Source organism: Myxococcales bacterium (assembly GCA_012513515.1).
In the GTDB taxonomy this organism is placed as follows: domain Bacteria; phylum UBA10199; class UBA10199; order 2-02-FULL-44-16; family JAAZCA01; genus JAAZCA01.
This window is the reverse complement of sequence record JAAZCA010000007.1, coordinates 1-19,244: the sequence shown is the minus strand read 5'-3', so window position 1 is coordinate 19,244 and position 19,244 is coordinate 1. Positions and strand designations below refer to the sequence as shown.

The 19,244-nt window shown below is 49.2% G+C and carries 17 protein-coding genes; 14 read left to right on the top strand and 3 right to left on the bottom strand.

The window, feature by feature from the left end; translation table 11 throughout:
- The 14 genes from GX659_01615 to GX659_01550 all read left to right on the top strand — a co-directional run bounded on the left by GX659_01615 (window position 1) and on the right by GX659_01550 (window position 16,727).
- On the top strand, window positions 1-1,389 hold the full coding sequence (locus GX659_01615; GenBank protein NLD27488.1) for a UDP-N-acetylmuramate--L-alanine ligase: 1,389 nt from the start codon (window positions 1-3) through the stop codon (window positions 1,387-1,389).
- Window positions 1,281-2,354: an FAD-binding protein gene (locus tag GX659_01610; GenBank protein ID NLD27487.1), complete on the top strand. Its 1,074-nt coding sequence runs from the start codon at window positions 1,281-1,283 to the stop codon at window positions 2,352-2,354. The genes GX659_01615 and GX659_01610 overlap by 109 nt, the downstream gene beginning before the upstream one ends.
- A 10-nt stretch (window positions 2,355-2,364) precedes the next feature.
- The gene (locus tag GX659_01605; GenBank protein ID NLD27486.1) at window positions 2,365-3,312 is read left to right on the top strand and encodes a D-alanine--D-alanine ligase; all 948 of its coding nucleotides are present in this window, start codon (window positions 2,365-2,367) and stop codon (window positions 3,310-3,312) included.
- A gap of 13 nt (window positions 3,313-3,325) precedes the next feature.
- On the top strand, window positions 3,326-4,123 hold the full coding sequence (locus tag GX659_01600) for an FtsQ-type POTRA domain-containing protein (GenBank protein ID NLD27485.1): 798 nt from the start codon (window positions 3,326-3,328) through the stop codon (window positions 4,121-4,123).
- 79 nt (window positions 4,124-4,202) lie between these two features.
- Window positions 4,203-5,432 (top strand): cell division protein FtsA, encoded by a 1,230-nt coding sequence (gene ftsA, locus GX659_01595; GenBank protein NLD27484.1) that lies wholly within the window; start codon window positions 4,203-4,205, stop codon window positions 5,430-5,432.
- A 44-nt stretch (window positions 5,433-5,476) separates the two neighbouring features.
- Window positions 5,477-6,778, top strand: coding sequence for a cell division protein FtsZ (gene ftsZ, locus GX659_01590; protein ID NLD27483.1), 1,302 nt, complete (start codon window positions 5,477-5,479; stop codon window positions 6,776-6,778).
- A 109-nt stretch (window positions 6,779-6,887) separates the two neighbouring features.
- Window positions 6,888-8,996, top strand: a complete 2,109-nt coding sequence (locus tag GX659_01585) for a LysM peptidoglycan-binding domain-containing protein (GenBank protein NLD27482.1) — start codon at window positions 6,888-6,890, stop codon at window positions 8,994-8,996.
- Window positions 8,997-9,100: 104 nt separating this feature from the next.
- Window positions 9,101-10,018 carry a branched-chain amino acid transaminase gene (locus tag GX659_01580; protein ID NLD27481.1) on the top strand — a complete coding sequence of 306 codons (918 nt, stop codon included), beginning with the start codon at window positions 9,101-9,103 and terminating at the stop codon, window positions 10,016-10,018.
- A gap of 173 nt (window positions 10,019-10,191) precedes the next feature.
- Entirely contained in the window at window positions 10,192-10,500 is a 309-nt protein-coding gene (locus GX659_01575) for a hypothetical protein (GenBank protein NLD27480.1), read from the top strand.
- 461 nt (window positions 10,501-10,961) lie between these two features.
- Entirely contained in the window at window positions 10,962-12,002 is a 1,041-nt protein-coding gene (locus GX659_01570; GenBank protein ID NLD27479.1) for an L-erythro-3,5-diaminohexanoate dehydrogenase, read from the top strand.
- Between the two features lie 32 nt (window positions 12,003-12,034).
- Complete coding sequence (locus tag GX659_01565) at window positions 12,035-13,288, top strand: KamA family radical SAM protein (GenBank protein ID NLD27478.1); 1,254 nt, start codon at window positions 12,035-12,037, stop codon at window positions 13,286-13,288.
- 21 nt (window positions 13,289-13,309) lie between these two features.
- On the top strand, window positions 13,310-14,863 hold the full coding sequence (locus tag GX659_01560; protein ID NLD27477.1) for a D-lysine 5,6-aminomutase subunit alpha: 1,554 nt from the start codon (window positions 13,310-13,312) through the stop codon (window positions 14,861-14,863).
- Window positions 14,863-15,789, top strand: a complete 927-nt coding sequence (locus GX659_01555) for a hypothetical protein (GenBank protein ID NLD27476.1) — start codon at window positions 14,863-14,865, stop codon at window positions 15,787-15,789. The genes GX659_01560 and GX659_01555 overlap by 1 nt, the downstream gene beginning before the upstream one ends.
- Before the next feature lie 2 nt (window positions 15,790-15,791).
- The gene (locus tag GX659_01550) at window positions 15,792-16,727 is read left to right on the top strand and encodes a hypothetical protein (GenBank protein ID NLD27475.1); all 936 of its coding nucleotides are present in this window, start codon (window positions 15,792-15,794) and stop codon (window positions 16,725-16,727) included.
- Here GX659_01550 and GX659_01545 read toward each other — a convergent pair.
- The 3 genes from GX659_01545 to GX659_01535 are packed head-to-tail and all read right to left on the bottom strand — an operon-like array spanning window position 16,717 to window position 18,844.
- Window positions 16,717-17,445 (bottom strand): nucleotidyltransferase family protein, encoded by a 729-nt coding sequence (locus GX659_01545; GenBank protein ID NLD27474.1) that lies wholly within the window; start codon window positions 17,443-17,445, stop codon window positions 16,717-16,719. The two genes, GX659_01550 and GX659_01545, sit on opposite strands and share 11 nt — an antisense overlap.
- Window positions 17,442-18,467 carry a phosphotransferase gene (locus GX659_01540; GenBank protein NLD27473.1) on the bottom strand — a complete coding sequence of 342 codons (1,026 nt, stop codon included), beginning with the start codon at window positions 18,465-18,467 and terminating at the stop codon, window positions 17,442-17,444. The genes GX659_01545 and GX659_01540 overlap by 4 nt, the downstream gene beginning before the upstream one ends.
- Window positions 18,464-18,844 (bottom strand): hypothetical protein, encoded by a 381-nt coding sequence (locus GX659_01535; protein NLD27472.1) that lies wholly within the window; start codon window positions 18,842-18,844, stop codon window positions 18,464-18,466. Before GX659_01535 ends, GX659_01540 begins: the two co-directional genes overlap by 4 nt.
- Window positions 18,845-19,244 lie beyond the last annotated feature (400 nt).

The following is a 19,244-nucleotide window of genomic DNA, read 5'->3' as shown; positions in this document are numbered from 1 at the left end:
ATGTTTAGAAAATATCAGCAAATACATTTCGTCGGAATAGGCGGAATCGGAATGAGCGGAATAGCCGAGGTTCTGATAAACCTGGGCTATAGGGTGACCGGCTCCGATGTTAAACCGAGCGATACAACAAAGAGATTGAAGAGGCTTGGTGCGCGGATATACAGGGGGCATAGCACAAAGAATGTGGATGGCGCCCATGTCGTCGTGGTTTCCTCCGCCGTATCCGCCGATAATGCTGAAGTGCGTGAGGCCAAGGCCAGAGGGATAGTGGTCGTGCCAAGGGCCGAAATGCTTTCCGAGCTCATGCGGATGAAATACAGTGTAGCCATCGCGGGCACGCATGGAAAGACCTCTACGACATCCCTCGTTGCATACATCCTTAGCAAGGCTGGGTTCGATCCTACGGTAATAATAGGAGGGAAGGTAAGGAGCTTCAGGTCTAGTGCCAAATTGGGAAGAGGGGAGTTTCTGGTTGCGGAAGCGGACGAGTCCGACAGGTCATTCCTGAAACTCACGCCCACTATCGGAGTTGTGACCAACATCGATCCGGAGCATATGGAGAATTACGACGATTTCGATGATCTCAGGAGCGCCTTTGTGGAATTTTCCAATAAAGTTCCTTTCTACGGAGCTGTGGTGGCCTGCACTGCGCATCCTGTCGTCAGAAAGATGCTCTCCGAAGTGACGCGCACCTGCATTACTTACGGCGGAAAGAATGCCGATTACACCGCAGATGAGATATCCCAGACAGGAGAGTGCGTCACTTTCAACGTCTGTTGTAGAGGGAGCAAGCTCGGAAGGGTGAAGATGAGAATGACCGGTGAGCACCAGGTCATGAATTCACTGGCTGCCATAGCTGTGGCGAGATATCTGGACATTCCATTTAAAGCGATCAAGTCGGCGCTTGGAGGTTTCAGCGGAGTGAAGAGGCGCTTTGAAATTTTATGCAAAGACGGTCCTATAATTGTGGACGACTACGCTCATCATCCTGTGGAGATAGGCGCGACTCTAGCAGCTGCGAGGAAGGGCTGGCCGGGCAGGCGGATCGTGGCTGTTATGCAGCCACACAGGTTTTCCCGACTTTCGAATCATTACGAAGAATTTATAGATGTGCTTAGAGACGCTGACGCAGCGGTAATAATGGAGGTCTATTCAGCGGGAGAAAAACCGATTAAATCCTACACAGGGGAGAAGCTATGGAAAGACGTTTGCAAGAGGTATCCGAAGAAAATGATAGCGTTTGCGCCGACGACGGAAGAGGTTCTGGCGACGCTATCCCCATGGTGCAGGAAGGAGGACTTGATACTCTTTCTGGGAGCAGGGAATGTGACGCAGACAGCGAAGGCCTTTACGAGGAGCTTGACCTTGCGTCGTTCAGCCCAAGGCTAAGGGCTAGATTTGAAAGGCAGTCGGAAGAGGAGATAAGGCTTTCGCGCGAGAAAAGGGCGGAGCTGGAAGATCTTTTGACGCCTGGAAACGTTATCTTCGACCGTGACATGTCCGTGGAAGTTTCCATGGCCGCATCGGGAATTGCAGAGGCCCTCGTTTCGGTATGCGATACAGCCGCGCTCAAGGATGTCATTCGCTGGGCGGTTGAAAACGATGTCGAATATTCATTCATTGGAAGCTGCAGCAAGACGATCGTCAGGGAGAGTGGAGTCTCGGGCCTCTTGATTCGGCTTGCTGAACAGTTCGACTCTGTCGAGCTCGTCTCTGAATCAGAGAACGAAGTTTTGATTTTAGCCGGGGCGGCGACCAGCGTCAGAAAGTTGATTGGGTTTTGCGTGGAGAAAGGATTTTTCGGTCTGGAAGACCTGTTGCTTTACGAAGGAACGGTAGGCGGATGCGTTTCAAGCGACGTCAGCCTCTCCAACGGGGATAAGATTTCCAAGAGCGTGGTTGAAACTACGATCATCAACAAGGAACAGAGGGAGCTTACGATAAAAAACAAACAGGCTGATTCCGATTTGAGAGTGAAAATACCTTCAACATCATGTATAACGAAGGTTCTATTCAAGATGAGCAAAGGGGATATCGCCGAGATAGCCAAAAGAGTTGATGAGATAGAAAAGAGGCATGCAGAAGTAGCTTCCGGTTCTACAGGGTACATATTCCATGTTTTTGAGGATCAGGGCAGAATGCTTGCCAGGGAGCTTGTGGAAGATTCGGGACTGCGGGGTGTAAGGATAGGCAAAGCCAGGGTGTCGCCGATAGACGCCAATTCGATAATAAACGAGGGGGGCGCCACCGCGAAGGATGTCAGGGTCATAATGAATCTGATCCGCGACAGGGTGAGACAGGATAGCGGCATAGCCCTCGCGACGAGGATAAGGCTTTTTGGAAAGGTGGAATGACGGAGAGAGTATGAGCAGCCGAAGATGGAAAGATAAAAAAATAGTCGTCTTGAAGGGCGGTATCTCCAGGGAGCGCGAGATATCTCTGAGGACGGGCGCGGCGATAGCCAATTCCCTAAAGGGGATTGGATACGATGTTTCCGAACTCGATCTAGTTGACGGTTTCGACCTGGTCGATGCCCTGAGAAATATCAGGCCGGACGCCGTGCTGATAGCTCTTCATGGCAAGTACGGCGAAGATGGTGCCGTTCAGGGACTTCTCGAGATGCTAAAGATTCCCTACACCGGCGGAGGAGTGTTGGCTTCTTCGGTGGGAATGGACAAGGATGTTTGCAACATGCTCGCATCGAGACTCGGAATCAGAACGCCGGGGCATGCTTTGTTCAGGGCCGGAAACGATGACCTGGACGAATTCGTATCTTCGCTCAATATCCCTCTTCCAGTAATAGTAAAGCCGTCGCGCGAGGGATCCACCATAAATGTCACCATAGTGAATTCGCATGAAGAGCTCAAAGGCGCGATAGGCACGGCCTCTGTTTCCGACGACAAAATATTGGTAGAATCGTATGTGAAAGGAATTGAGGTTACCGTGGGAGTTTTGAACGGGAAGGCGCTCGAACCTCTCGAGATAGAACCTAAATGTGGATTTTACGATTTTGCCTCAAAATACACAAAGGGCATGACCGAGTACATAGTTCCTGCGAGGATATCGCGTGAATGTGCGAAGCAGATACAGGGTTGGAGCGAGAAGATATACTCGGCGATAGAATGTCGCGGTACTGCGCGCGCCGACTATATAATAGATACGGAAGGCAAGGCATATTTCCTCGAGATAAATACGATTCCTGGCATGACCGAGCTTAGCCTCGTTCCAAAGGCTGCGGCTTATTCCGGGTTTTCTTTTGGTGACGTATGCGAGGAGCTTTTGGAAAGCGCTTCGCTGAAAATTACAGTTTGATGGGGAAATTTGGATGAGTATATTCAAACAAAGGCAGACGGTAAAGAAGCGCAGGCAGTGGGTGCGCCGACTGCGTCAACTCGAGCGCATTCTCATATCGCTTGCGATCGTAATGGCTGGCCTTGCCTCCCTCTATGGGTTGTACAGGTTGGTCTGTTTCGGAGATACCTTTGCTATAGACAACGTAGTAGTAGAGGGAAAATTCAAACACCTCTCCTCGGGTGAAATAGTTTCGATATCGCAGCTTTCCAGAGGCGATAATATGTTTTGGATTTCGATGGAAGTGATACACGAGAGGCTTCGTGAAAATCCATGGGTTAGAAATGCAGCTGTCAGAAGGGGGCTCCCGGATACGCTCTATATATTCGTAGAGGAGCATAACCCTAGGGCCCTCGTGTCCGGAGAAACTATATTCATGGTCGATGAGTATGGAGAAGTCTTCAAACCCCTGGAGGAAGGTGACCACAAAAACTATCCGGTTTTTACCGGCTTGATCGTAGACGAGAACGGACGTATGGATGCCGTTCATGAAGAGGCCCTTTTGCGGATGCTCGGACTTCTTCAAACGTTCGAGTCCTCCGCGATGGGGTCCAAATTTGGAGTTTCGGAGGTAAACTATGACGAGATCAAGGGGATATCGGTAGTGACTGAAAATTCTCCGATGCAGATTCTCTTCGGACACGCCGCCTTCGAAGAACAGATGGCAAAACTCGAAAGGATGGGTGATGCCGTGATGAAACGGACAGGGCGGATCACATACATACTGGCTAATGAGCCGGGGAGGTTGATAGTAAGTTACCAGACGTCATGAGCTCAAAAGACTTGTGCTGTGATGCAATAACGATAGTTCAAATCCTTTGGGTTCATGCACGAGAGAGAGGGGGAAGGAAATGGCTAAGAGGGATGATTTGGTGGTAGGCCTCGACATAGGTACCACCAAGATTTGCGCGATCGTCGGCGAAGTCACGGATGACGGAATAGACATCGTCGGGATCGGAACACACCCTTCAAAAGGGATGCGAAAGGGAGTCGTAATAAACATAGAGAGCACTGTCTCATCGATCAAGAAGGCGGTCGAGGAGGCCGAGCTTATGGCCGGGTGCGAAATAACCAGCGCATTTGCCGGGATAGGCGGTGGCCATATCAAGGGAATCAACAGTCATGGTATAGTTGCCATCAAAGACAGGGAAGTCTGTTCTTCCGATGTCGATAGGGTGATAGATGCCGCACAAGCGGTTTCTATCCCTCTTGATCGCGAAGTCATTCACGTGATTCCTCAACAGTTCATCGTCGATGATCAGGATGGCGTGAAGGATCCTGTTGGAATGAGCGGGGTTCGCTTGGAAGCGAAAGTTCACATAGTTACAGGCGCGGTAACTTCAGCACAGAACATAATAAAGTGCTGCAACAGGGCGGGACTCAACGTCAATGACATAGTTCTGCAACAGCTCGCATCGTCCGAGGCAGTCTTGTCGCCCGATGAGAAGGAGCTCGGCGTGGCCCTCGTCGATATAGGTGGAGGTACCACCGATATAGCGATTTATTCAGGCGGGTCGATAGTTTATACGGCCGTTCTCACGTTGGGGGGGCACCATCTGACCAACGACGTCGCAGTAGGTCTCAGAACTCCCGCTCACGAGGCCGAGAAGATCAAGCAGAGGTACGGATGCTGTACAGCCGGGCTCGTCCACAAGGATGAGACGATAGAGGTGCCTTCGGTTGGGGGAAGGGTGCCGAGAGTTCTCTCAAGGCAGATACTCGCTGAGATTTTGGAGCCGAGGATGGAGGAGATCTTTACCCTTGTTCAGAAGGAAATAGTCAGATCCGGCTATGAGGAGATGATAGCCGCCGGCATTGTTGTCACCGGAGGAACTTCCATGCTCGATGGCTCCGATGCTCTTGCCGAGCAGGTATTCAACCTCCCGGTCAGAAAGGGAATCCCAAAAAAGATAGGCGGTCTGGTGGATGTTGTTAAATATCCGATGTACGCTACAGGTGTGGGCCTCGTGATGTCAGGTGCCAACGCCGAAAGGCAGGACAAGCGCTTCAAGGTCAAGGAGCGCAATGTTCACACCAAGGTGATAGGCAGAATGAGGGAATGGCTGGGGGAAATTTTTTAACCGCGGCTTCACCAATTAACCATTGAAATTGAAATGGAGGAATTATGTTCGAACTAATAGAAAAACACTCTCAGAATGCTAAGATAAAGGTGATAGGCGTAGGAGGCGGCGGTGGAAACGCGGTTAATACCATGGTTGAGTGCGGCATCGACGGAGTCGATTTTATAGCAGCCAATACGGACATGCAGTGCCTGAGGGCCAGCCTCGCCCCAACTAAAATCCAGATCGGCCGCGAGCTTACGAAGGGCCTCGGGGCTGGAGCCAACCCGGATGTCGGCAAAAATGCGGCCCTCGAAGATCAGAGGGCGATAGCCGAATATCTCGAAGGTGCGGATATGGTTTTTATCACAGCCGGGATGGGAGGCGGAACCGGAACCGGCGGTGCACCGGTGATTGCGAAGATAGCGAAAGAGCTCGGCGCGCTTACAGTCGGCGTAGTGACAAGGCCTTTCACTTTCGAAGGAAGGCATCGTTCTCTTCAGGCCGATCGCGGGATTGCTGAACTGAGGGGTGCGGTGGATACGCTAATCACCATTCCCAATGAAAAACTTCTAGAAGTTGTCTCCAGCGACATGACGGTTCTCGACGCATTCAAACAGGCCGATCAGGTCCTGCATCAGGCCGTTAAGGGAATATCCGACTTGATTGTCGTTCACGGCCTCATCAACCTCGATTTTGCCGATGTGAGAACGGTGATGAACGAGATGGGAATGGCACTGATGGGGACAGGATCTTCGGTCGGCGAAGGCAGGGCTTTGGATGCGGCTACGAAGGCCATTTCCTCACCCCTGCTTGAGGATACATCGATCAAGGGAGCCACTGGCATATTGATCAATATCACTGGCGGCGAAAATATGACACTTCACGAAATCAGCGAAGCCTCGAAACTCGTCCAGGAGGAGGCTCACGAGGATGCCAATATCCTCTTCGGCGCCGTCATCGACGGCAAGATGAAGGATGAAGTTCGCGTAACAGTCATAGCGACCGGGTTCAACAAACCGCTTGCGAGAGTTGCAAGGCCTGCGGTGGCCACTTCCACCTCTTACGGGATAAGCGCTCAGGCGAATTCTGTGAAGATTCCGGCGGTGAACGTTCAGCCGGAGCAGGTATCGCAGCCGACTCTCTCTCCGGCTCCGGTCATGGTGAAGCCCATTTCATCGTATCCAGCCGGCGCTACGAGGCATTCTCCATCTTCAAATGCGTTTTCAGTAAGCTCCCTCGGATCTGCATCAAAGCAGGAGGAGATTGGAGGAGATTTCAGAGAGCTTACGCGCGATATCGGAGTGTTGGAGTTTCAAAATGATGAGTATGACATTCCTACATTCTTGCGCAAACAGGCGGATTGATTGAACTAATATTCTAAGGCGGGGCGAGGGCGAACAGTCGGTATATTCCATTCCGAGAAAAGTTTCGCTTTCGTCCCGTTTTTGACATCGCCTCTTTAGATGGGCTATAATGCAGTCACATTATAGACGGGTGATAATGATGAAATCCATAGCATGCAGGACCCTGACCATTTTTCTAGCTATCATTTCCGTAGCTGCCCTATCGGGGTGTGCTGATGGAAAAAGAAGCAGATCATCCATGGACGCCTCCCGCCTTCTCCGCGGCGAGCCCGGGACTCTTCCAAAATTCGATATTCCCATAGAGGTGAACGACCGCGTCATCGCATGGGTGGAATATTTTCAGGGGGCGGGGCGAAAGAGATTTCAGCTCTATCTCGAGAGGTCCGGGCGGTACATACCGATGATGCGCCAGATTCTAAAGGAGGAGGGACTTCCTCAGGATTTGGTGTACATATCGCTTATCGAAAGCGGTTTCAGCCCGCACGCTTATTCGAGGGCCCATGCGGCAGGGTTGTGGCAGTTTATAAGATCGACCGGTAAGATGTACGGCCTTTCATCCGACGACTGGGTTGACGAACGAAGGGACCCCTACAAGGCGACAAGGGCTGCGGCCAGGCTTTTTAGGGATCTTTATAAGGATTATGGGGATTGGTATCTGGCCATGGTAGGGTACAATGCCGGACCCGGACGCGTCAAAAAGGCCATTAGCATAACAGGCAGCAAAAATTTTTGGGTGATGGCTGATGATCGCAATGCATTGCGAGCAGAGACGAGGGATTATGTTCCGAAGTTTATAGCTGCGGCAATAATAGCAAAAATGCCGGAAAAATTTGGATTCACCAATATTGAATATCACGCCCCTCTCGATTTTGATACTTATCTCTTGGATAGCCAAACGGATCTCAATGTTATCGCAAAGTGCTCTAATTCCGATATTGAGGAAATAAGGTGGCTCAATCCTCATTTGGTAGGGGGTGTAACTCCTCCCTCAGGTCCTACCGAGATAAGAATCCCCAAGGGAACCAGCGAGAGTTTTGGTGAAAAATATGCTGCCATTCCACGGGAAGAAAGAGTTCGTATAGTACATCATATCGTGAAAAAGGGAGATACCCTCAGTAAGATTGCCAAGCGTTACAAGGTTTCTATAAATGCTGTCGCTGTTGCAAACAATATAAATCGTCATGGTCATCTCAAAAGAGGAATGACTTTGACTATTCCTGTGAAAGGCAGTGTCGCGGCAGCGGCTGTTGCCGCCAATGATTCTTCGTCAAGTAAATCGTCGTCATCGACGAAAAAAATGTCTTTTCATGTTGTCAGAGCTGGAGAGACGGCAGGCGCGATAGCCTCTAAACACGGGGTGACTGTTTCACAACTCAAGAGTTGGAACAACCTCAACAAAAAAGCTATGGTACGTGCAGGCCAGAAGCTGAAGCTCTACGTCGATGTCAGAACCGCCTCGTCGGAATCTCCCGCATCATCATCGCCTCGTCAGTCTGGAAACGCTTCAGTCGGCGTTCATATCGTGGCTAGAGGGGACACCCTTGGTGCCATAGCGAGTAAATACGGGACCTCTGTTAAAAATTTGATGGAGATAAACGGCATAGACGACCCGTCAAAGCTTAGGGCGGGGCAGAAGTTGAGCCTTGCTTCCCGGGCGGTATCGAAAGAGGTTCCGTCATCTTCCCCATCTGAAACCTTTGCGGCCGAGTCTGTTCAGGATGTAGAGCCGAGCGCATCGATACCGTCTGTGGCGAGTATCACACAAAATGATTCATCTAATTCCGAAAGTTTTTTCACATACACGATAAAGCCGGGTGAGACGTTGGGCGGAATAGCAAACAGGCACAAGGTTTCTACCTCTGATCTGATGAAGTGGAATTCTATAAAAAATCCACGTACTCTGAGGGCTGGAACCAAAATAAAGATAAAAGGATCGTCGAGTCCTGTGTACGTAGGTGTCGCAAAGAGCGCGCCTCCGAAGCAGATCGTTGTCGCTTCCGCATCTCCCGCTCCAGAGGCTATGGCGCACCCCACAGAAGAAAAATTAGAAGTTGCCGAGCTCACTCCGGATCTGGTTTACAACGTCAAATCGGGTGATACGCTCTGGGGAATTGCCAGAATGCATAGAGTTTCTATAGCAGATATACAGAGATGGAATAACCTCGGAGATCCGTCGAGCGTCAAGCCGGGGACCAAGCTTACAATAAGGAAAAATTGACATTTATCTCCGAAATAGCTTCGAGATTTTGAGGTTGCCTTTCTTGCCTTCGGTGCTAAGTCTCAGGCGTTCCATAAACGCAGGAAATCTAATACGGAGGAATCATGACTAGAGAAGGTAAAAAGATTTGGATGGATGGAGAGTTTGTGGACAACAGCGATGCAAGGGTCTCTGTTATGAGCCAAACCCTTCATTACGGATTCGGGACCTTTGAGGGAATAAGGTGCTACAAGCTCGCATCTGGGGGCTCCGCGATCTTTCGTCTGAAAGAACACGCTCAAAGAATGTTCAACGGGTTGAAGATACTCAAGATGGACAATCCATTTACATTGGAACAGTTCATTGATGCGCACATCAAGACAGTCAAGGTAAACGAATTCGACGAATGCTATTTGCGTCCGATAATGTACTGCGATGCGGGCTCTTTCGGCCTCGCTGCTGTGAACCGGACTAGAGCTGCGATCGTTGCGAGGGAGTGGGGAGCCTATCTAGGCGAAGGGGCTCTTGAGAACGGCATTCGAGCCAAGATATCTTCTTTCAACAGGCACCACGTCAATGTCGGAATGGTTCAAGGCAAAATATGCGGTCAGTACACGACTTCAATTCTGGCCAAGAGGGAGGCGATAGCCGGTGGATATCAGGAGGCCATAATGCTCGATACGATGGGCTATGTGGCGGAGGGCACCGGTGAAAATATCTTCGTCGTGAAAGATGGTGTAATAATAACTCCTCCAATCACTTCTCCTATCCTTCCAGGGATCACTAGGGACACGATAATCCACGTTGCGAGAAACATGAACATGGAGGTGCGCGAGGATAAATTCACAAGGGACTTCGTCTATCTTTGTGACGAGGTTTTTGTGGTAGGTACGGCTGCCGAGGTTACTCCTGTGAGGGAAGTCGATGATCGCCCGATAGGCACTGGCAAGCCTGGACCCATAACGCAGCGTCTCCAAAAGGCGTACTTCGATATAGTTAGAGGCAAAGACGACTATTACAAACACTGGCTCTCAAAAATTTGATCGTTTTTTAGCTGTTTTTACGAGCGGGATGAAAAATCGCGCCCTATTTGGGCGCGATTTTTTTATTTTTTTTTATGACTTAATCTGATATAAAAATTGTCAGTTGCAGGAATGTTGTCAACTTAGGCGCAAGTTCCCTAGTCAGGAGCGCGCCCAGAATTTCGGAGGGAATTATGGTGAAGAAGAAAAAGAAAGTAGCAAAGAAGAAAAAGGTAGTGAAGAAGAAAAAGAAAGTAGCGAAAAAGAAAAAGACGGTGAAGAAGAAAAAAAGAGTAGTGAAGAAGAAAAAAGCTACCAAGAGGAAGGTAAAGAGAACTAGCAAGAGGAAGGGCTCCAAGAAAGCTTTCGGCGGTTACACCATCAACTTCAAGGGCTGCAATGATTCCGTAGAGAACGTTTTTGGCAAGACGCCTATCGCTCCTAGCGCTATGACGAAAAAACTATGGTCCTATGTGAAGAGAAAAAAGCTAAACAAGAAATAATTTTATATTTTTTTGGGAAAGGCCCTCGCCTTTGCAGGGAGGGCCTTTTCTTTTTTCATTCCTTACAAGTGAGAGCAATGCTGATTTTTTGATCATTACGAAAAATTGATTTTTGGGTTGATAATGTTCTAGATGCTGGGTTATGTGCATCCGCATACCATGAAACAGGTCAGCATAGATAAATGCAGGTGTCCGAGGTGCAAATCTTCCCGAATGAGGCGAAGGCTCGATGGTTCGCGTTGGTGTGCCCGTTGCGGTCAGAGGGTATCGTCCGATGGGAGGCTGGTGCCATCCTCCGATCGCCGTGAAAATCCCCCCATTCCATCTAACCAGTTGAATCTGCTGTAGTTTTATCCTTGTATGCCCTTCAATATCAGTGTTCCAAAAAGCAGCGTTCGATTGACTTGGAACTATTCTTCTGATTAAACGATCCTCCAATCAACAGAACTAGAGAATATTAAATGATTAATTACAGAAGCGGCGGCGACAGGTATGGAAGGCACAGGGTGATCTCTCCGGATGGAGCCCTTCCTCAGGCCGCGACTAAGGTCGATAATTCACTTCCCATATACGACAATGAAATTCTTATAGATGTCAGAACCCTCAATATAGATTCGGCATCCTTTCGGCAGATGCTTGCATCCGGCGAGGGGCATGATGGTGTTGCCAGACAGGTTCTTGAAAATGTTGAGAAAATGGGAAAGCAGATGAATCCTGTTACCGGATCGGGCGGGATGCTCCTCGGCAAGGTCTCTCAGATGGGGCCAAAGTATTCCAACTCTGCTAGCCTTGAGGTGGGAAATGATGTCTGCACTCTCGTTTCGCTTACGCTTACCCCCCTACAGATAGACAGGATCATACGCGTAAAGGATAGCGAACAGATAGAGATAGAAGGAAAGGCCATTTTATTCGATTCCGGCGTACTGGCGAGGATTCCACCCGCGATCGATCTCGGAGTCTGCCTAGCCCTTCTCGATGTGGCCGGGGCTGCCCCACAGGCTGACAGGTTGGTAAAGCCCGGCGATACTATTTGCATAATAGGAACCGGCAAGGCCGGAATACTTTGTGCGGCCGCAATCAGGCAGAAGCTGGGCGAGAACTGTAAGCTGATCGCGACCGACTTCAGCAAATCGAATGCAGAAATTTTCAAAGGACTGGGAATAGCGGACGAGGTCTTCGTCGCGGATGCACTGAGGCCTACTGAGATACTGGATGGCGTCGCTTCATTGACCGGCGGCAGGATGTGCGACTTGATCATCAATACTGCCAACGTGGAAGGGACCGAGTTGTCGTCGGTGCTTGCGTGCAAACAGGGTGGAAAAATATATTTTTTTAATATGGCTACCAGCTTCCAGAAGGCGGCGCTGGGGGCTGAGGGGGTTGGAATGGATGTGGATATGATAATAGGCAATGGATATGCGCCAGGGCATGTCGATTTTACGATCGATGTTTATAGGCAAAACGCAGCCGTCAAGGCCTGGTTCGACAGGCGATTCACCTGATTCTTTCACAGCTGAAAGAGGATGGAGACCTCATGATCAACTCAAACGATCCAAAATACTATCGAAGAATAAAACTTTGGAAGGATGTCTCTCCGGAAGATTGGAACAGCCGGAGCTGGCAGCTGAAGAATCTGGTCACCGATGTCGATACCCTTTCCAAGGTCGTGGATCTTTCCCCCGGCGAGCGATCCGATATCGAAAAGACGTTGAAGCAGTCCAAATTGCAGCTTACCCCGTACTACATATCTCTTATAGACGATAAGAACCCGGAGTGTCCGATAAGATTACAGGCCATTCCAAAGATAGAGGAGCTGGACACCTGCGCCGGAGATCTTCTAGACCCTCTGGCAGAGGATGCCGATTCCCCGGTCCCCAGACTCGTGCACCGCTATCCTGACAGGGTGCTTTTTCTGGTGTCGGAGGTATGCTCGATGTACTGTCGCTTCTGCACGCGCAGAAGACATATCCTCGACAAGAGTTCCAAACAACTGCAGGTGGAACATGACAAGGCGATAGCCTACATCAAGGAACATAGCGAGGTCAGGGACGTAATCCTTTCAGGCGGCGATGCGCTGATGCTTCCGGTGGAGATGCTCGAGAGGATAGTGGCGCAGTTGAAAAAGATTCCGCACGTCGAGATCATACGTGTCGCCAGCAGGATGCCCTGCGTTTTTCCCATGGGAGTGACGAAAGAATATGTTGAGATGCTGTCGAAATATCAGCCGATATTTTTCATGACGCATTTTAACCACCCTTACGAGGCGACGGTCCAGGCTGTCGAGGCGTGCGACAGGATACTTTCGGCCGGTATTCCTATACATAATCAGTCCGTTTTGCTTAGAAAAATCAATTCGGATCCTCGCATAATTAAAAAACTGATGCATGAGCTTCTGAAGATGAGGGTGCACCCGTATTACATCTATCAGTGCGATCTAGCAGAAGGGATAGAACATTTCAGGACTCCGGTTTCAAAGAGTTTTGAGATAATGGAGTATCTGAGGGGGCATACCTCCGGTCTGGCTCTTCCAACCTTCGTGATAGATGCTCCGGGCGGCGGCGGAAAAATACCTATAATGCCGAATTATCTCCTGACCCTTACCGACGACAGAGCGGTGATGAGAAATTACCGGGGGCTGATGAGCAGCTATACAAATCCGAGGGAAAGGGATTGTTCCTGTTCAACGGCGGAAAAAATAGCTGCTGGGCTCAAGTCCGAGCAGGGCAAAAATCTCGGATACATAGAGCTGGTCGATGGAAAGCGCGTAACTCTCAAGCCGCAAATATGAAGAAACAGTGAGGATCTTTTAATGACATACAGGAAGCTAAATTTAGACAGGGATAAGATAGACAGCTGTAGGGATATAGCTGCGCGAATAGTTTCTCCGGTTCAGAAATACATCGATAGGCATTCGACGACCTCTGTGGAGAGGTCGGTTTTGAGAATATTCGGCGTCGAAGATGCGCATATGGAAATGCCGCATGTAAATCTCATAGTCGATAGGCTTGACAAAGACAGGATGAGGCTTGGGATCGCGTGGTGGTTTGCCAGGGCTGTAGTTCATACCGGTCTGTCAGCGAAGGAGCTTGCAAAAAAGCTGGCTACTGATCAGGTCAAGCTCGAGGATATTCCGGAAGTGCCGGCGGAGAAAGTGTTGGCCGTCGGCAGGAAGATGGCTTTGGAAGGGATTTCGCGCCTTGATAATGCAAGAATTTCCAGGGATCGTGTAAAAGAAAGTTTGTCGGAACCTTTGCAGCCGTGGAAATATCTCATAGTAGCAACTGGGAATATCTACGATGACTGCGCACAGGCGGTATCCGCTGTCGAGTGCGGGGCGGATATAATAGCCGTGATAAGAACTACGGCGCAGTCGCTGCTCGATTATGTTCCGGATGGAATTTCCACCGAGGGATCCGGAGGAACGCTGGCTACGCAGGCAAATTTCAGGGTGATGAGAAAGGCTCTCGACGACGCTTCAAAGAAGGTTTCAAGATACGTCCGGCTAGTAAATTATTCTTCCGGACTTTGCATGTCAGAGATAGCGGCAATGGCCGCCTTTGAAAAACTCGATATACTGCTCAATGATTCCATGTATGGGATTTTGTTCAGGGACATCAACATGAAGCGCACATTCGTCGACCAATATTTCTCGAGGCTTATCTGTGCCAGGTCCGGCATAATAATCAATACTGGAGAGGATAACTATCTCACTACGACAGATGCCTACAGAAATGCGCATCACGTCTTCGCAAGCCAGTTCATCAACGAGCGGTTTGCACATAATGCGCATTTGAAACCTGAACTCATGGGGCTTGGCCATGCGTTCGAGATGGACCCAACCATAGAGAATGGTTTTCTTTACGAGTTGGCTCAGGCCCAGATGGTACGGGAAATATTTCCGCGCTCACCGATTAAATTCATGCCGCCGACCAAACACATGACCGGCGATATATTCATGGGCAATGTTCAGGACGCCATGTTCAACGTGTGTGGAATAATTACGGAACAATCCATTCAACTCCTCGGCATTCCCACCGAGGCGATGCACAATCCTCATCTTCAGGATAGATTTTGGGCGCTCAGGAACGCCAATTATATCTTCCAGAACTGTCGTAATATAGGGGACGAGATATCGTTCAATCCGAATGGGAAAATAGCGCGTCGAGCCCATACCGTACTGGACAACACCCACAAGTATCTCAGAAAGATAGAGGAGGCCGGGCTGATGAAGGCTATCTCAAAGGGCATGTTCGCTGAGATAGAAAGGGCTGAGGATGGCGGCAAGGGCCTTTCCGGTGTTTTCCAGAAGGACAGGCGCTACTTCAATCCTGTTCTCGATCTGCTGAAGGAGGGCTCGGTCTGATGCTAAAGGTTAATAAAAAGAAATTGAAGGCATACGGAGATCGCCTCGATGATGGAGCCATACAACTATCATTCACACTTCCTGTTTCCGCTTCTCCGGAGGCCAAAGAAGCTGCGAAGAGATATATCGAGCAGATAGGGCTTGAAAAAGTTTCAGTAGCGACGATGGAGTCGATGGGGGACGGCTTTTCCCACTTTATAGTTTATGGCCGCTCCAGAAGGTCGGTCGATTTCACCAAGGTGAAAGTCCCCAAGGTCGACACGTCGTTTATGCATTATGATGATCTCAAAAACTACATGAGCGCAAATATCACTCGGCCGATAGTTGTTGTAGGGGCTGCCATAGGGAGCGATGCGCATACGGTAGGTATTGATGCGATCATGAACATGAAAGGCTTTGCGGGGGATTACGGCCTCGAAAGATACCCTCTTTTCAAGGCGCACAATCTCCGCAGCCAGATAACATCCGACCAGCTGATAGAAAAAGCTGTTGAACTCAAGGCCGATGCGATCTTGATCTCCCAGGTTGTTACACAGCGCGACAGCCATTTGGAAAATCTAAAGGAATTCAAAAAGAAAGCCGTTGCGGATTCCCGTCTCTCAAAGGACTGTATCCTTATAGTTGGAGGACCGAGAATAGATCACGCCCTAGGGTTAAAACTGGGTTTTGATGCCGGATTTGGCGTCGGGACAAAACCATCTCAGGTGGCCAGTTTTCTCGTTCAGACCTACATGAAGAGGAAGAAGATTCAACCGAAGAAAACGGATGAACAACCTAAAACTGTCTCTGCTGCTCCATTGTCGGCCACATCTCAGGGAGATGCCGCAAAGCCAGACGCAACTTCGAGGCCATCCGGCGGTAAGAGACGTCGCCCGCGTTTTGGAAGAGGCAGGCGAAGACCAAACAAACCTAAACGGAGCGAATGAAGATGCCTGGCATAGGTGTTATTTTAAATCCATATTCGAGATCCAATAAGAGAAATCCGGACAGGATCAGGCAGTTCGGTTTTATCGTCGGCGATAAGGGCTCGTGCTATTCCACGGACACGCTTGACCATGTCAAGTATCTGGCCAAGGAGTTCAAGGAACGCGATATAGAGATACTTGGTATCTCCGGAGGCGATGGCACAAATCACAAGACGCTCAGCGCGTTTATCGAGGTCTATGGAGAAAAACCCCTTCCGAAGATCGCAATTCTCCGCGGGGGCACCATGAACAACCTTGCTTGGCAGTTAGGTATTCAGGGTCGCCCGGAAAAAATACTTTCTGATCTGATTATAAAATATCACAATGGTGAGAGCTTCCGAGAAGTTGATATAAATATGATAAGGGTCAACGGATCCTACGGATTTCTTCTCGGCATGGGATTGATAGAGAGGTTCATAGATGTGTATCAAAATGTCAAAGGTGGTCCGACTCCTGCGCGCGGAATGGCGCTCCTTGTAAAGGCATCGCTTTCTTCCCTGGTGAACGGACGTATGGCGCAGATGCTGGTCGAGAGATTTAATGCGAGAATCTACATAGATGGAAAGCTCCAGCCCTTTAAAAACTACATGATGATATTTTCGGGGACGATGCAGACACTGGGCTTTAACTTCCGGCCTCTCTACAGAGGGGCGTCTGAGGTCGGGAAATTCCAGTTTGTGGGGATATCATGTACGGGAATGCAGCTCGTGAAAACATTTCACAGGGCCCTCCTGGCAAAACCTGCAAACTCTGAGCATTATGTCGATGAGATGGGCAGCGAAGTGGTGATGGAGTTCGACGAGCCTATGGCATACACGATAGACGGAGACCACGCTCCGGAAAAGGCCAAGGTTATAAAGATAGAGGTGGGTCCGCTTCTGAAATGCATCATTCCTTGATCATTTCAAATTTTCCCCTTGATATATCTTCCTCGGCTTCTTTGAGGCTTGCGTGAGTGCCGATGTCTTTCCAGTATCCATGATGGATTGCCGATGCTATTTTACCGCCACCTGATAAAATCTTTTTGTATCCATCGGATATTACGCACGACTCCGATCCTGCCGGAGGAAGCGATTCGAGGAGGGTTTTCCCCACTATGTGAATTCCGGTGAATGAGTAAGATCCATCTCCTATTGAGCTCACAAAGCCATCTGTATCTACGGATATCCCGGTGTAGTTTTCCCCCGGCAGAAGTTTTCTGAGCGCCATCGTTGCAATTGCGTTTGATAGGAGATGTCGTTCGACGAATTTTTCGAGGTTCAGATTGATAAGAATATCGGAATTTAAGACCAGGACATTGTCTGAACTTAAATATCCGCATGCTTTTTTAATGCCGCCTCCAGTGCCGAGTATATGTGTCTCCCTGGAGTAGAGTATGCTCAGCCCGTATCTGGATCCGTCTCCGACGTGATTTTTTATCATCTCTGGGAGGTGATGAATGTTTATTGCCACCGTCTTGAACCCGTTTTTTTTCAGATATCTGAGCTGATGATCTATGAGAGTGCATCCGTCGAGATTGAGAAGGGGCTTAGGAGTCTTTAACGTAAGAGGGCTCAGCCTCGTACCCAGTCCGGCAGCTAGAAGCACTGCTGAATCTATTCGGTTTTTATTTTTCATCCCTTTAGCTCCGGCAGATATTTTTCAATGAACCTTGCTAGGTCAGCGTGTTCCGGCATCTGTAACAGGGCTTTTGCCACGTAGTTTGCGGAGTTGGGAATGAATTTCAGATATCCCGGATTTTTCTTTACCTGATCGATGTAGACGAACCTTCCGGCATCCTTCATCTTCCTTTGGACGGTTATCATGTTGAACTCCTTGATTACCTCGCCGATATCGCGGTGCGATTTTTCAGCGTAATAGGCTATGAGTTCTTCGAGTTCTTCATCCGACAGTTTTACATAGGAATCTCTGGTGAGCGAAACGAGGTCGTAGAGGGACGGCCCCATCAGGGCGTCCTGAAAGTCTATGAGATGCATAGTGTCATCGCGTATTATTATATTCCTGCTCTGATAATCGCGGAGCGTGAATCCATATGACATCTTTAGAATCTTGTCTGTTATAGTGCGCGTTTCCCTTCTGAACATTTCCGCATCTGCCGGGTCAACTTCTATGCCTCTTTTTTGAATCGCGTATTCAAGAAAGTGATCAAACTCCCAGTTGAGCAGATTGCTATCGAAGGATCTTCGAAAAGCTATACAGGATTTGTCAGGCATCTCGGCGCTTTTTTTCTGAAGAGAGCACAGGAGGGCCACCGCATTTTTATACATGGCCATCGCTTCTTCAGGTTCGGATTTTTGCAGGTATGAGGCCAATAGCTCATCGCCAAGGTCTTCAAGTATCATCATCTTGTCGGCATCGCTGTATCTGAAAATCTTTGGGACGTTTACGCCTATGGAGGAGAGATATTTTGAGACGTCGATAAAGGGGAGTTCTTTGACGACGATTCCGGAGTTTGTGATCTCTTCGGAAGCAGATGATATTCCCTCGGGCATCTGCATTATTATGAGGGTGGATCCATCGGTGAGGCGTGCCCTGTAATATATTCTGTAAGAGGCGTCTCCATGCAGTTTGACAAGATCTGAGAGCTTGGCCGTCATCGACAGTTCATCGGAGAAAATTTTCTGTATTTTTTCTTTCATGGAATTATGTCTATCGATACATCATCATTGCTGGTGATCCGGTGGACCGTCACCATGACGGGGTTGATCCCTGCCTCCACATCATCAGGGATGACCACGGTTAAAATCTCGAATTCGCCGTCGCTGCCCGGGTCGAGAAAATCATAGGAATCGGCTACTGCGGATACGGAGCCAAAGGTAACCAGATTGTATGCGGGGATGATGGAATAACCCAAGCCATATATCGTTACGGTATCCCCGGGGGATGCGCTCTCGGGATCTATTCTGGTTATCAGCGGGGGCGAATGGGTCGGCACATCATTTGGATACGGATCTAATCCGCTTCCACCGCATGAGGCTATCAGCATGATGACAATGGTCGCGGCCAGTTTTCGCATGGGGATGGACTATATCAGAGACCCCGGATAATCAAGTGGGCGTTCTTCAGCAGCCTCAGACGATAGAGAGCGATACTTCGAGAATCGCATGTGAGGCGATGCGTACAGCCATCCCATTTAGTCGCATCATGAGGATCATATCGCGGAGGCGCTCAATTATGCGACATAGACTGTGAATTCAATAGAAATAATATATAGCTTTAAGTGTTAGAGGGGGGGATCGCTTTGGTTTGAATACTAGTAACCTCTGAAAAATCAGCAAATTCAGGGCGACTCTAAAAACTATGCGCTTGTCATCCCCGCAACGACCGTGACTGGGAAAAACAGAAGCTAGAAGCGAGAGGCTAGAAGCTAGAAAAACCTCGCCTGTAGAAATCTCGCTTCTCACTTCTAGATTCTA

Excerpts from the sequence above, each read along its gene's own strand:
- GX659_01550 (NLD27475.1), top strand. The coding sequence starts at position 15,792 with ATGCCTGGCATAGGTGTTATTTTAAATCCATATTCGAGATCCAATAAG.
- GX659_01540 (NLD27473.1), bottom strand. The coding sequence starts at position 18,467 with ATGAAAGAAAAAATACAGAAAATTTTCTCCGATGAACTGTCGATGACG.
- GX659_01555 (NLD27476.1), top strand. The coding sequence starts at position 14,863 with ATGCTAAAGGTTAATAAAAAGAAATTGAAGGCATACGGAGATCGCCTC.
- GX659_01580 (NLD27481.1), top strand. The coding sequence starts at position 9,101 with ATGACTAGAGAAGGTAAAAAGATTTGGATGGATGGAGAGTTTGTGGAC.
- GX659_01565 (NLD27478.1), top strand. The coding sequence starts at position 12,035 with ATGATCAACTCAAACGATCCAAAATACTATCGAAGAATAAAACTTTGG.
- GX659_01605 (NLD27486.1), top strand. The coding sequence starts at position 2,365 with ATGAGCAGCCGAAGATGGAAAGATAAAAAAATAGTCGTCTTGAAGGGC.
- GX659_01545 (NLD27474.1), bottom strand. The coding sequence starts at position 17,445 with ATGAAAAATAAAAACCGAATAGATTCAGCAGTGCTTCTAGCTGCCGGA.
- ftsA (NLD27484.1), top strand. The coding sequence starts at position 4,203 with ATGGCTAAGAGGGATGATTTGGTGGTAGGCCTCGACATAGGTACCACC.
- GX659_01575 (NLD27480.1), top strand. The coding sequence starts at position 10,192 with ATGGTGAAGAAGAAAAAGAAAGTAGCAAAGAAGAAAAAGGTAGTGAAG.
- GX659_01600 (NLD27485.1), top strand. The coding sequence starts at position 3,326 with ATGAGTATATTCAAACAAAGGCAGACGGTAAAGAAGCGCAGGCAGTGG.
- GX659_01560 (NLD27477.1), top strand. The coding sequence starts at position 13,310 with ATGACATACAGGAAGCTAAATTTAGACAGGGATAAGATAGACAGCTGT.
- GX659_01610 (NLD27487.1), top strand. The coding sequence starts at position 1,281 with ATGGTGCAGGAAGGAGGACTTGATACTCTTTCTGGGAGCAGGGAATGT.
- GX659_01535 (NLD27472.1), bottom strand. The coding sequence starts at position 18,844 with ATGCGAAAACTGGCCGCGACCATTGTCATCATGCTGATAGCCTCATGC.
- GX659_01615 (NLD27488.1), top strand. The coding sequence starts at position 1 with ATGTTTAGAAAATATCAGCAAATACATTTCGTCGGAATAGGCGGAATC.
- GX659_01585 (NLD27482.1), top strand. The coding sequence starts at position 6,888 with ATGCAGTCACATTATAGACGGGTGATAATGATGAAATCCATAGCATGC.
- ftsZ (NLD27483.1), top strand. The coding sequence starts at position 5,477 with ATGTTCGAACTAATAGAAAAACACTCTCAGAATGCTAAGATAAAGGTG.
- GX659_01570 (NLD27479.1), top strand. The coding sequence starts at position 10,962 with ATGATTAATTACAGAAGCGGCGGCGACAGGTATGGAAGGCACAGGGTG.